Source organism: Pseudobutyrivibrio sp. AR14 (assembly GCF_900101325.1).
In the GTDB taxonomy this organism is placed as follows: Bacteria; Bacillota; Clostridia; order Lachnospirales; family Lachnospiraceae; genus Pseudobutyrivibrio.
Window position 1 is genome coordinate 220,819 of sequence record NZ_FMUY01000003.1, and the last position, 12,766, is coordinate 233,584.

Annotated in this window: 11 protein-coding genes; 9 read left to right on the top strand and 2 right to left on the bottom strand. The window is 41.0% G+C overall.

Annotation, left to right across the window (positions count from 1 at the left end; translation table 11 throughout):
- The first annotated feature begins 26 nt into the window (after positions 1–26).
- The 8 genes from BLP50_RS04325 to BLP50_RS04360 all read left to right on the top strand — a co-directional run bounded on the left by BLP50_RS04325 (position 27) and on the right by BLP50_RS04360 (position 10,251).
- Positions 27–1,229, top strand: coding sequence for an acetyl-CoA C-acetyltransferase (locus tag BLP50_RS04325; RefSeq protein ID WP_090151561.1), 1,203 nt, complete (start codon positions 27–29; stop codon positions 1,227–1,229).
- 237 nt (positions 1,230–1,466) lie between these two features.
- The gene (locus BLP50_RS04330; protein WP_090151564.1) at positions 1,467–2,339 is read left to right on the top strand and encodes a 3-hydroxyacyl-CoA dehydrogenase family protein; all 873 of its coding nucleotides are present in this window, start codon (positions 1,467–1,469) and stop codon (positions 2,337–2,339) included.
- A 208-nt stretch (positions 2,340–2,547) separates the two neighbouring features.
- On the top strand, positions 2,548–3,717 hold the full coding sequence (locus BLP50_RS04335; protein ID WP_090151567.1) for an acyl-CoA dehydrogenase: 1,170 nt from the start codon (positions 2,548–2,550) through the stop codon (positions 3,715–3,717).
- 33 nt (positions 3,718–3,750) lie between these two features.
- Complete coding sequence (locus BLP50_RS04340) at positions 3,751–4,533, top strand: electron transfer flavoprotein subunit beta/FixA family protein (RefSeq protein WP_090151570.1); 783 nt, start codon at positions 3,751–3,753, stop codon at positions 4,531–4,533.
- An 18-nt stretch (positions 4,534–4,551) separates the two neighbouring features.
- Entirely contained in the window at positions 4,552–5,595 is a 1,044-nt protein-coding gene (locus tag BLP50_RS04345) for an electron transfer flavoprotein subunit alpha/FixB family protein (protein ID WP_090151573.1), read from the top strand.
- A 219-nt stretch (positions 5,596–5,814) separates the two neighbouring features.
- Positions 5,815–7,092 carry a hypothetical protein gene (locus BLP50_RS04350; RefSeq protein WP_090151575.1) on the top strand — a complete coding sequence of 426 codons (1,278 nt, stop codon included), beginning with the start codon at positions 5,815–5,817 and terminating at the stop codon, positions 7,090–7,092.
- A gap of 13 nt (positions 7,093–7,105) precedes the next feature.
- The gene (locus tag BLP50_RS04355) at positions 7,106–8,482 is read left to right on the top strand and encodes an MATE family efflux transporter (protein WP_090151577.1); all 1,377 of its coding nucleotides are present in this window, start codon (positions 7,106–7,108) and stop codon (positions 8,480–8,482) included.
- 14 nt (positions 8,483–8,496) lie between these two features.
- Positions 8,497–10,251: a glycoside hydrolase family 2 protein gene (locus BLP50_RS04360; protein WP_090151580.1), complete on the top strand. Its 1,755-nt coding sequence runs from the start codon at positions 8,497–8,499 to the stop codon at positions 10,249–10,251.
- On the opposite strand, the gene BLP50_RS04365 is transcribed toward BLP50_RS04360, so the two are convergent.
- A complete protein-coding gene (locus BLP50_RS04365; RefSeq protein WP_090151583.1) occupies positions 10,217–10,672 on the bottom strand; it encodes a threonine/serine exporter family protein in 456 nt (151 codons plus the stop codon). The genes BLP50_RS04360 and BLP50_RS04365 overlap by 35 nt on opposite strands.
- Positions 10,672–11,445 (bottom strand): threonine/serine exporter family protein, encoded by a 774-nt coding sequence (locus BLP50_RS04370; protein WP_090151586.1) that lies wholly within the window; start codon positions 11,443–11,445, stop codon positions 10,672–10,674. Before BLP50_RS04370 ends, BLP50_RS04365 begins: the two co-directional genes overlap by 1 nt.
- A 432-nt stretch (positions 11,446–11,877) precedes the next feature.
- On the opposite strand from BLP50_RS04370, the gene BLP50_RS04375 reads away from it, so the two are divergent.
- Positions 11,878–12,738, top strand: coding sequence for an Mrp/NBP35 family ATP-binding protein (locus tag BLP50_RS04375; RefSeq protein ID WP_090151589.1), 861 nt, complete (start codon positions 11,878–11,880; stop codon positions 12,736–12,738).
- The last annotated feature ends 28 nt before the right edge of the window (positions 12,739–12,766 follow it).

The following is a 12,766-nucleotide window of genomic DNA, read 5'->3' on the forward strand; positions in this document are numbered from 1 at the left end:
GTATTTCTTAAAAAGGAGAAAGAAACATGGGAAAAAAAGTAGTTATTGCTAGTGCATGTAGAACAGCAATCGGCACTATGGGTGGATCACTCAGTGCAATTCCAGCAGTTGACTTAGGTGCTACAGTAATTAAGGAAGCAGTTAAGAGAGCTGGTATCAAGCCAGAGGACGTAGAGCACGTATACATGGGTTGTGTTATCCAGGCAGGTTTAGGACAGAACGTTGCTCGTCAGGCAGCTATCAAGGCTGGTCTTCCAAACGAGACAACAGCAGTTACAACAAACGTTGTTTGTGGTTCTGGTCTTAACTGTGTTAACCAGGCAGCACAGATGATCATCGCTGGTGATGCTGATGTAGTTGTAGCAGGTGGTATGGAGAACATGTCACTCGCTCCATTTGCACTTCCAAACGGACGTTATGGTTATAGAATGACTTGGCCATCAAACAGCCAGGGCGCTTTAGTAGATACAATGGTTAAGGATGCTCTTTGGGATGCATACAATGACTATCATATGATTAAGACAGCTGATAATGTAGCTGAGCAGTGGAAGCTTACAAGAGAAGAGCTTGATGAGTTCGCAGTTAACTCTCAGAACAAGGCTTGCGCAGCTATCGAGTCTGGTGCATTCAAGGATGAGATTGTTCCTATCGAAATCAAGAAGAAGAAAGAGACAGTTATCTTCGATACAGACGAAGGCCCAAGACCTGGTACAACAATCGAAGGTCTTGCAAAGCTTAAGGCTTTATATCCAGACGGAGTTGTTACAGCTGGTAATGCTTCTGGTATCAACGATGGTGCAGCTGCACTTGTTGTTATGTCAGAGGAGAAGGCTAAGGAGCTTGGTGTTAAGCCACTCGCTACTTTCGTAGCTGGTGCACTTGGCGGATGCGCTCCAGAGATCATGGGTGTTGGTCCTGTTCCAGCAACAAAGAAGGCTCTTGCTAAGGCTGGTCTTACAATTGATGATCTTGATGTATATGAGGCAAACGAGGCATTTGCTGCACAGTCAGTTGCAGTAGGTAAGGATCTTGGCTTCGATCTTAAGAAGCTTAATCCAAACGGTGGTGCTATCGCTCTTGGACATCCAGTTGGAGCTTCAGGTGCTCGTATCCTCGTAACACTTATCTACGATATGATTCACAATCCAGAGTACAAGAAGGGTCTTGCTACACTCTGCATCGGTGGTGGTATGGGTTGTGCTACAATCATCGAGAAGTACGAAGGCTAATCGTTAAGACGATAAGCGACTTTTGAATATTTATATTATTCAACAAACTAAAAAATTTAAGTGAGCGACAGCTTCTTAAGCAATCTTCAAAAGCGCGAGCAGGAAGGCCCCATGCCGGGTAAGGAAGGGGCCTACACCGGGCGGGAAGGTTTCCTTACCCGAGTATGGGAGGTGGCCTGCGGGAGCTTTGAAGATTGTATAAGCTGGAGCGTACTAAAAATATTAGGAGGAATAAAAATGAAAGTAGGCGTAATTGGCGCAGGTACAATGGGCCAGGGTATTGCTAAGGCATTTGCTCAGGTTGATGGTTATGAAGTAGCTCTTTGCGATATTAAGCAGGAGTGGGCTGAAGGCGGAAAAGACAAGATTGCTAAGGGTTATGCAAGACTTGTTGAGAAAGGTAAAATGGAGCAGGCAGCTGTAGATGCTATCTTAGCTAAGATTACTCCAGGCCTTAAGGAAAACCTTTGCAAGGATTGTGACCTCATCGTTGAGGCTGCATTCGAGAACATGGAAGTTAAGAAGACTACATTCAAGGAGCTTGATGAGATTGCTAAGGCTGATTGCATCTTCGCTTCAAACACATCTTCACTTTCAATTACTGAGATTGGTAACGGTCTTAACCGTCCAATGATCGGTATGCACTTCTTCAACCCAGCTGACAGAATGAAGCTTGTTGAGGTAATTGCAGGCGTTAACACTCCACAGGAGACAGTTGACAAGATCGTTAAGATTTCTGAGGAGATTGGAAAGACTCCAGTACAGGTTAACGAGGCTGCTGGTTTCGTAGTTAACCGTATCCTTATCCCAATGATTAACGAAGCTGCTTTCATCAAGATGGAAGGTGTTTCTGATATCGCTGGTATCGATGCTGCTATGAAGCTTGGTGCTAACCACCCAATGGGACCACTTGAGCTTGGTGATTTCATCGGTCTTGATATCTGCCTTGCTATCATGGATGTTCTTTACAATGAGACAGGCGACAGCAAGTATCGTGCTTGCCCACTTCTTCGTAAGATGGTTCGCGGTGGCAACCTTGGTTGCAAGTCTGGTAAGGGATTCTACGTATACAACGCAGATCGCACAAAGACAGCAGTAGATGCACAGTAATTCGTTACGTTAATAAGCCAGATGAGGCTTTAAATTGTTTATATAGATCCATTGCTCAAAGAGCTTAAATAGCCTGTAAGCAACAAGCTCTAATATTTCTCAAGCGAGACATGTAGTCGAGCGGAGAAATCATTAGGCTTGTAGCTGTAACGGGCGGGAGATCAACTAAGGGCAATGGATTGTTAATAAAATTAAGGAGATTCAGATCATGGATTTTACATTAGACAAAAAGCATGAGATGGCTAGACAGTTGTTCAGAGAGTTTGCTCAGAACGAAGTAAAGCCACTTGCTCAGGAAATTGATGAGACAGAGCAGTTCCCTCGTGAAAACGTTGAGAAGATGATGAAGTACGGTTTCATGGGTATTCCAATTCCAAAGGAGTACGGCGGACAGGGCTGTGATGTTCTTACATACGTTATGTGTGTAGAAGAGCTTTCAAAGGTTTGCGGTACAACAGGTGTTATCGTTTCAGCACATACATCTCTTTGCTGCGATCCTATTCTTACATATGGTACAGAAGAGCAGAAGCAGAAGTTCTTAGTTCCACTTGCTAGTGGTAAGAAGCTTGGTGCTTTCGCACTTACAGAGCCAGGTGCTGGTACAGATGCACAGGGTGCTCAGTGTAAGGCTGTAGAGGATGGAGATTCTTGGGTACTTAACGGTTCTAAGTGCTTCATCACAAACGGTAAGGAAGCTGATATCTACATCGTATTCGCTGTAACAGATATCGTTGAGGATGCTAAGGGACGTAAGTCTAAGAAGTTCTCAGCTTTCATCGTTGAGAAGGACACACCAGGATTTACATTCGGTACAAAGGAGAAGAAGATGGGTATCCGTGCTTCTTCTACATACGAGCTTATCTTCCAGGATTGCCGTATTCCAAAGGATAACATCCTTGGACCAAGAGGTAAGGGATTTGGTATCGCTATGCACACACTTGATGGTGGACGTATTGGTATCGCTGCTCAGGCTCTTGGTATTGGCGAGGGCTCAATCGATGCAACAATCGATTTCGTAAAGGAAAGAAAGCAGTTTGGTCGTCCAATCGCTGCATTCCAGAACACAGCATTCCAGCTTGCTGATATGAAGGCTCGTATGGATGCTGCTAAGTATCTTGTATACAATGCTGCATGCACAAAGGACATTTATACACAGGATCACAGAACAAGCTACTCTATCGAGGCAGCTGAGGCTAAGCTTTTCGCAGCTGAGGCAGCTATGGCTGTTACTACAAAGGCTGTACAGCTTCACGGTGGTTACGGTTATACAAGAGAGTACGATGTTGAGCGTATGATGCGTGACGCTAAGATCACAGAAATTTACGAAGGAACATCTGAGGTTCAGAGACTTGTTATCTCTGGCGCAATGCTCAAGTAATTAACACTTTTTTAGTTAAAGGAGATTAAATACATGAATATCGTAGTATGTATTAAACAGGTTCCTGATACAAAGGGCGGCGTAAAGTTTAACCCAGATGGAACTCTTGATAGAGCTTCAATGCTCGCAATTATGAATCCAGATGACAAGGCAGGTCTTGAGGCTGCTCTTCGTCTTAAGGATGAGACAGGTGCAAAGGTAACAGTTGTAACAATGGGTCTTCCAAAGGCTGATGATATGCTTCGTGAGGCTCTTGCTATGGGTGCTGATGAGGCAGTTCTTATCACAGATAGACGCCTTGGTGGTGCTGATACATGGGCAACTTCTTCTACAATTGCAGCTGGTCTTAAGAAGCTTGATTACGATCTTATTATCACAGGTCGTCAGGCTATCGATGGTGATACAGCACAGGTTGGTCCTCAGATCGCTGAGCACCTTGGCCTTCCTGTAATCTCTTATGCTGAGGCTATCAAAGTTGAGGGTAACAGCGTTATCGTTCAGCGTCAGTATGAGGATAGATATCATGAGATCAAGGCTCAGATGCCTTGTCTTATTACAGCTCTTGCAGAGCTCAACGAGCCACGTTACATGACTCCAGGCGGAATTTTCGATGCATTCGATAAGGAAGTAACAGTTTGGGGTAGAGATGATCTTACAGATCTTGATGATGCTAACATCGGTCTTGCTGGTTCTCCAACAAAGATTGCTAAGGCATCTGATAAGGTACGTAAGGGCGCAGGCGAGAAGGTAGCTCTTGACCCTAAGGAGTCAGTAGAGTACATCGTTAGCAAGCTTAAAGAAAAGCATGTAATTTAATAAGAGGAGGCAAATAGAATGTCATTAGAAGAATACAAGGGCGTAGCTATATTCGCTCAGCAGGTTGATAATAAACTTAGCTCAATTGCCTTCGAACTTATCGGCAAGGCACACGAGCTTGCAGCAGATTTAGGAACAGACGTAACAGCAGTAGTACTTGGTAAGGGTATCGCAAACCTTGCAGATGAGCTTGGTGAGTACGGTGCAGACAAGGTTGTTGTTATCGATGATCCAGCACTTGAGACATATCGTACAGAGCCATATGCACAGGCTCTTACAGCTTATATTAATGAGTACAAGCCAGAGATCATGCTTGTTGGTGCAACAGCAATCGGTCGTGATCTTGGTCCTACAGTTTCAGCTAGAGTTCAGACAGGTCTTACAGCTGACTGTACATCACTTGAGATTGGTGATTTCCCACTTCAGGCTAGAGAAGGTCAGGAGCAGAAGCACAATCAGCTTCTTATGACTCGTCCAGCATTCGGTGGTAACACAATCGCTACAATCGCATGCCCAGACAACCGTCCACAGATGGCTACAGTTCGTCCAGGTGTTATGCAGAAGCTTGATAAGGTTGCTGGCCGCAAGGCAGAAGTTATCAACTTCAACCCAGAAATCAAAGAGAACAACAGATTCGTTGAGATTCTTAATATTGTAAAGAACGTTGCAACAACAGTTGATATCATGGATGCAAAGATTCTTGTATCTGGTGGTCGTGGTGTTGGTTCTGCAGAGAACTTCAAGCTTCTTGATGATCTTGCAGAGGTTCTTGGCGCTACAGTATCTTGCTCACGTGCCGTTGTAGATTCAGGCTGGAAGCCAAAGGATCTTCAGGTAGGTCAGACAGGTAAGACTGTACGTCCTAACGTATATTTTGCAATCGGTATCTCTGGTGCTATTCAGCATACAGCAGGTATGGAAGAGTCAGATATTATCATCGCTATCAACAAGGATGAGACAGCTCCTATCTTTGACGTAGCTGATTACGGTATCGTTGGAGATCTTAACAAGATCGTTCCAGCTCTTACTGAGGCACTTAAGGCTGAGTTAGCTAACAAGTAATTCGGTCCAATTAAAATGGGGTAATATCTACTCTTTCCGAAGATTAGATTTTTCCTATAATTTCTTTCTTTAATTTTATTAAAGGCGAGTCCAGATGGGCTCGCCTTTAAGTATTATAAGAGTTGATTTTCATTGAAAGTTTGCCATTTACACTTTTTTTAGCCACAAATATATATTAATATATATTTATTATAATAGGTTTACTATGGAGTAGTGTGAATGGAAAAGAGGCATATCTTTACAATTCTATTTTCAATTATAGTAACTGTAATGGTTGCTATTATTGTTATGCCTATAACTAGTAATGCCCAAACCCTCACTCAAGCTGAAGATATGACAAGAGTTAAATATCGAACTCTTAGCGAAGATGAGGTTAACATATTAAAAGTATTTTTTGATTATGATTTTTATAAAAGGAATAATAGTGATGTAGTAGATGAATATGGCGATAGTTATGAGGCTTTGCTTAATCACTTTATTAATTATGGTGTTTTTGAAGGTAGAGACTGCTGCCCATTTTTTAACCCTTCAGCATATCGAGCTTTGAATCCGGATTTATATATTGAATTTGGAAATAATCCAGTTAAATATTATGAGCATTATCTTATTTATTTTGATAGTGAAGATAGAATTGAGCCTACATTAGAGGCATGTGCTAATAGAAATATTACTGTTGTTTCATTAGCTGATTCTTCTATTATAATTACACCAGCAGTATATTTTGCTGCAAAGTTATTTGGTACTGATAGCTTTTATGAAGTTGCTGAGGTGGTTTATGGAAAGAGGCTTGAAGTAACTTCAGTGGAGACTCCAGGTCCACCACCAAGTTCAGCTCCTGCTCCAGCGCCAGCTCCAGCTCCAGCTCCAGCGCCTGCTCCAGCTCCAGCGCCTAATCCAGCACCAGTGCCAGACCCAGCGCCAAGTCCAAATCCAACGCCTGATCCTGCACCAACTCCTTCAGGGCCAATAGTTGTACAAATGGTGTCTGGAGATACAGTATATTATTATATTTTACATAGTGAAAATGATCAGTCAGTATATGGGGCATATCAAGGAGTTGGAGACCGATTTAATTTGACATTAGTGTGGACATCTTCTGATGAATATAGTGTTTCGGGAGAGTATGAACCAACAGCTGAACATACACCAGAAAGATGTCCGAACACGGTTGCATCATTAATTTATGATTTCCCAACACAGGTAGGAAATGAAGAGAAGGTACAATATATTGCAGGATATCAATCATCGTCAACTATTGAGGAAAATGTGGAAAATAGTGAAGATGTAACTGTTGGAGATGTGTTAGGTGTGCCAATGGGAGGAACTGCAAAAGCAAATGTGCATGAAGGAACATTTCATAATGCAGGGGATTCATTTTCCGTAGAGGCAACCACAGAGTTTACTGTCAGTGATGAAGGAAATATATGCGTTGATACGGTGATTTCAAATAGTGATAATTCTGACCAATTTGTTAGTGTAGAATTGGAAGTTAAGTGATAAAATCATTACTATGAATACAAGTAGAAGACTAGACATGACCCACGGCCCACTATTGGGCAAATTGATAATTTTCACAATTCCAATAATCCTTTCTGGAGTATTACAGCTTCTGTTTAACGCAGCTGATGTAATTGTTGTGGGTAGATTTGCGGGGCAAGCAAGTCTTAGTGCTGTGGGTTCCACTTCATCTCTTATAAATCTAATGACAAATCTTTTTATAGGAATGTCTGTTGGTGCTAATGTGTGTGCAGCTCAATACTATGGCGCTAATAATGAAGTTGATGTTAAGAAAACAATTCATACAAGCACAGCCTTTTCCCTTATATGCGGAATAGTATTAATATTTGTTGGTGTTTTTGGAGCCCGCCCAATGCTTTTACTTATGGGGTCTCCTACCAATGTTATTAATCTAGCTGTTCTTTATGTGCAGATATATTTTATTGCTATGCCAGCAATAATGCTTTATAACTTTTTAGCTGCTATCTTAAGAGCATCTGGAGATACAGCGCATCCACTTTTCTTTTTAACAATAGCAGGTATAGTGAATGTATTATTAAATCTCGTTTTAGTAATCGGGTTTAGGTTAGGAGTAGCAGGCGTTGCCATTGCAACTGTTACATCAAACTACATTTCCTGTGGAATGCTTGTGGTCTTTTTGATGAGAAAAAATGACTCCCTTAAGCTGGATATTACTAAGATATCTATAGACGGCAAGATTCTTAAGAAGATAGTTACCATGGGATTGCCTGCAGGTATTCAAGGTTCCTTATTTTCACTATCTAACGTAGTTATTCAATCTGCAATTAATTCTTTTGGAGAAGCCGTTATGGCAGGCTCTGCAGCGGCATCTTCCATAGAGGGATTTGTATATATTTCTATGAACTCAGTATCTCAGACCACTGTGACATTTGTTGGTCAAAACTATGGCGCAGGTGATGAGAAGAGAGTTAAGAGAGTTATTTTTGATACCTTAGCAATTGTTAGTGTTGTAGGTCTTACTATGGGAAATCTTGCATATCATTTTGCGCCTCAATTGTTGCCGATTTATATGGATAGCAATGAGGATATTACAAGAGCGGTAGCTGCAGGTACCGTGAGACTGCTTTGGGTATGTTGCCCTTATCTTTTGTGCGGAATAATGGATACACTCTGTGGTGGACTTAGAGGCTTGGGCCATTCTACAGTTCCTATGGTTGTATCATTGCTTGGCGCCTGTGTTACAAGACTTATTTGGATTGCTACATATTTTCAGAGTCATCATACAGAAGCTGTACTGTTTTTCAGCTATCCAGGTAGCTGGTTCTTGACGTTGACAGTACATAGTATCTGCTTGATTATAGTGTATAAAGCTTGGGTTAAGAGGAAAAATAGCGAAATTAGAATTTAGCTGGGGAGGATTACATGGACTTCAAATCTATGCTACATGCTATTAGCAGACCGAGGAAAAATGCCGTTTCCTATGATCTGTCTACAGACTTTAAATATACTGGGTTACAAGAATATCCTAGGCCACAGCTGCAGCGTAAATCTTACATTAACTTGAATGGTAAATGGGATTATAGGATTTTGAGCGGTCAGGGGCAGGTTATTTGTAGCGGACCAATTGAGGTGCCATTTTCGCCTGAGACCAGCCTTTCTGGCACTGTTCAACATGTGCTTCTTCCAGAGGAGACTTTGGAATATACAAAGGTATTTACATTAGAAAAGGTCAAAAAGTCTAAAAATCTTATTTTGCATTTTGGGGCAGTAGATCAGGTCGCTCATGTATCTATTAATGGAATATCCCTCGGAACACACGAGGGAGGTTATACCTCATTTTCATTTGATATAACTGAATATGTAGTAGAAGGTTCTAATGAAATCAAGGTAAAAGTCCGTGATTACACAGATAAGGTAGGCTACGCAAGAGGTAAGCAATGCTTGGATCCTCACGGTATGTGGTATACAGCACAAAGCGGTATCTGGCAGACTGTTTGGATGGAGTGGGTTCCAAAGGCTTATGTTACCAATATGAAAATAACTCCTGATATAGATAGAAATAGGGTGGATTTCATATTTAAGGTCTCAGAAATGAAGGGACAGATAGTTGCTAGTTCCTCTAATCAGGATTTAATTAAAAGATATAGTATCGATAAAATCAGCGATGATCATATCTATGCACATATAGAGCTAGATAAATATAAGCTTTGGACTCCTGAGGAGCCTAATATATATTTTGTAAATGTGGAATATGGCAAAGATTGTTTTTCAACATATTTTACTATGCGCCATTTTGGAGTTGATGTAGATGAGAATGGTATTCCACGATTGACTCTTAACCACAAGCCATACTTTATGAATGGTGTTTTGGATCAAGGGTATTATCCTGAGAGCCTTATGACTCCACCAAGTGATGATGCCATGATTTTTGACATAGAGACCATTAAAAGCTTGGGCTTTAACATGATTAGAAAACATTGCAAGCTTGAGCCAATGCGCTGGTATTTTCACTGCGATAGAATCGGCATGATTGTATGGCAGGATATTGTAAATGGTGGTACTGAGTACAATATGAATATGATTTGCAATATTCCTACTCTTGTGCGACCTTTTGGAAATACAAAGGACAAGAACAAGATTTTCCTAAAATTTACAGGTCGAAATACAGAGAAATCCAAGGAATTATGGCGTATGGAATGCAGGGATATGATGAAACAGCTTTACAGTGTCCCATGCATTGGTCAATGGTGCTTGTTTAATGAGGGCTGGGGACAGTTTGATGCAAAGGGAAACCTAGAATTTGCTAAAAAATTCGATACAACAAGACCATTTGATGCTGCTTCTGGCTGGTTCCATGAAGGCTGTGGAGATGTGTATTCTGAGCATCTATATTTCGAAGAACTTCGAGTGAAAAAAGGAGCCCGTCCTTACGTAATATCTGAGTATGGTGGACCTTCCCTTAAGGTGGGAGGACATGTGAAAAAGGATTTTCTCTATGGTTATAAGAGATTTTCTCAGCCAAAAGATTTGCAGGCTTATTATGATAAACTTATGGCAAAAATAAAGTCCCTCAAAGAAGAGGGACTTGCAGGAGCTGTCTATACTCAAGCCACCGATGTGGAAGAGGAGGTTAATGGCCTTATTACTTACGATCGTAAGGTGCAAAAGCTTTATTAAACCAGCTCTGTGGGAAGGCCATACCGAATATAATTCCCATAACAATTGCGCCGGCTGTCTTTATTGTGGACAGGCCGTAGCTTGAAAACATGCTCATATCATTTGTAATTAAATAATAAGAAGTGTAATAGATTCCGGCACCAGGTACCAGTGGGAATATTCCTGCGATTAGGTACACGGTGACGGGATTTTTGCGTTTTGCGGCAAAAGTTCTTGAAAAGACTGTAAGTAAAAATGAGCCTACAACATTTCCGAGAGTAGGAGCGCCAAGTGCCTCCATAATTATGAAATAGAAAATCCATCCTATGCCACCGGAAATACCACAGTATAAGAGCTCTGATTTTGGTGCAGAAAAAACTATGGCAAATGCTAAAGTTGCAATCATAGCTATTACAAACTGAATAATATAATTAACTATCATTAGATGTATGCACCTCCTCCTATTAAGTGTGCGATGGTGATTACAATACCAACACCTACGGCTATACAGAAGGCAGTAAGCAATGCATCGATTAATCTGATAGAACCAGATAAATAATCACTGTTGATGAAATCTCTGATACTGTTGGTAAGTGGTATTCCTGGAACCAGCGGCATTATGCCACCGATTATTATCTTATCGTAATGGACTGGCAAGCCTACAGCATACATAAGTATTGCGGTAAGGGAAACCACTATACTGCCAAATACGTTTGTCATTGTTTTAGAATAGGTCTTCTTCTGGAACATAAGAAATACTCTCAGTACCATTCCTACTAAAATTGCCATTATTGAATCGAGTGGTGTTCCTCCATATAAATATGCAAATCCACCGCAGCCGATTCCAGTTGCTATTAATAATGCTAGTGGACTGTATCCAGGGAGTGTTTTGCATTCTCCCAATTTTGTCCATGCATCTTCTATTGAAATATTATGTGCACATACTTCTCTGCATAAATGATTTAGGGCTGCTATGCGACCTAAGTGCATTGGGTACATAGGCACATGTCTGATCATCGAACTGGCATGTTCTGTCACCTCGTCTGCGCTAGCAAATATTCCATTGCTGAGTACGTATACGTCACAGTCGGTGATATCGTATGAATTTAAAATTGCCAGTACGCTATCCTCTACTCGATACACCTCTGCTCCGTTTCTGAGCAAGATGTCTCCTAATTCAACTGCAAAGGATAGTACCTTTTTTGTGTCTGTCATGTTAACTCCTTATATCTTGATTTATCTATTTTTGATTATCCAATATTCACATTACTTTTTCAACCAAATCATATTTATTTACAATTGTGGATAACATTGTGGGTAAAAATTAGTTGTTGATTGAAGTGTCACTATTGTGGAAAACTGTCATAAAGCTTTTAAAATAAAGGGATTTCAAAAATGACGAAAAATAGATTTCCACAGCAAAAATTGAAAAAGTGAAGTTATCCTCAACCTAAAAAATATGATTGTGGATATTGTGGATAAGTCGGTTGTTAGGTTGATATAGAGGTCAACAAGATAAAAGAGGATAAAATGGACGTTCTTAGACGTGGAATTTTAAAACTATCAAACAGTGAAAATGTTTGATACCGGAATTATATTATGTGTGATATAATTGAGCTCGTATGATAATTAATGGAGGTAAAGAAATTGGCAGACAGTAGTTCATGTTCATCAGCTAGCTCATGCAGTCGAGGCTCATGTGAAGGATGTCCATCTGCTTCAGCAGCTAAAAAGGGTGTTAGAAATACAGCGTTTCTTGAGGCGCCTAATAAGAATTCAAATATAAAGCATGTTATCGGAGTTGTATCAGGTAAGGGTGGCGTTGGAAAGTCACTTGTTACATCATCACTTGCAGGCATTATGGCTCGCGCAGGATATTCTGTTGGTGTATTGGATGCCGATATTACTGGTCCATCTATTCCAAAGATGTTTGGTGTTCATGGTCCAGCTACAGGCAATGACGAGGGTACATTTCCAGAGGTTGCTGAGGACGGCACAAAGATAATGTCTATAAACCTTATGCTTGATGATGAGGAATCACCAGTTGTTTGGAGAGGTCCTGTTATCGCAGGTGTAGTTAAACAGTTCTGGACAGATGTTCAGTGGGGCGACGTAGATTATCTGTTTGTAGATATGCCACCTGGAACAGGCGATGTGCCACTTACATGTTTCCAATCACTTCCAGTAGACGGTATTATCATTGTTACCAGTCCACAGGAATTGGTTCAGATGATAGTTAAGAAGGCATACAACATGGCTGAGATGATGCACATCCCAGTGCTTGGCCTTGTGGAGAATTATTCATATATATCATGTCCAGATTGCGGCAAGAAAATTGAGATATTTGGCGAGAGCCATATTGACGAAGTGGCAGCAAGCCTTAATGTTCCTGTACTTGGCAAGATGCCAATGGACAGAAGCTTTGCTACAGCAGCAGACGCAGGCCGCATTTATGACGTGGTTAATACATATTTGGGTGATGCGAAATCTATATTAGAGAAACTATAAAATTGATATGAGCGGGTAATTCACAAGC

Excerpts from the sequence above, each read along its gene's own strand:
- BLP50_RS04340 (WP_090151570.1), top strand. The coding sequence starts at position 3,751 with ATGAATATCGTAGTATGTATTAAACAGGTTCCTGATACAAAGGGCGGC.
- BLP50_RS04350 (WP_090151575.1), top strand. The coding sequence starts at position 5,815 with ATGGAAAAGAGGCATATCTTTACAATTCTATTTTCAATTATAGTAACT.
- BLP50_RS04325 (WP_090151561.1), top strand. The coding sequence starts at position 27 with ATGGGAAAAAAAGTAGTTATTGCTAGTGCATGTAGAACAGCAATCGGC.
- BLP50_RS04360 (WP_090151580.1), top strand. The coding sequence starts at position 8,497 with ATGGACTTCAAATCTATGCTACATGCTATTAGCAGACCGAGGAAAAAT.
- BLP50_RS04330 (WP_090151564.1), top strand. The coding sequence starts at position 1,467 with ATGAAAGTAGGCGTAATTGGCGCAGGTACAATGGGCCAGGGTATTGCT.
- BLP50_RS04355 (WP_090151577.1), top strand. The coding sequence starts at position 7,106 with ATGAATACAAGTAGAAGACTAGACATGACCCACGGCCCACTATTGGGC.
- BLP50_RS04335 (WP_090151567.1), top strand. The coding sequence starts at position 2,548 with ATGGATTTTACATTAGACAAAAAGCATGAGATGGCTAGACAGTTGTTC.
- BLP50_RS04365 (WP_090151583.1), bottom strand. The coding sequence starts at position 10,672 with ATGATAGTTAATTATATTATTCAGTTTGTAATAGCTATGATTGCAACT.
- BLP50_RS04370 (WP_090151586.1), bottom strand. The coding sequence starts at position 11,445 with ATGACAGACACAAAAAAGGTACTATCCTTTGCAGTTGAATTAGGAGAC.
- BLP50_RS04345 (WP_090151573.1), top strand. The coding sequence starts at position 4,552 with ATGTCATTAGAAGAATACAAGGGCGTAGCTATATTCGCTCAGCAGGTT.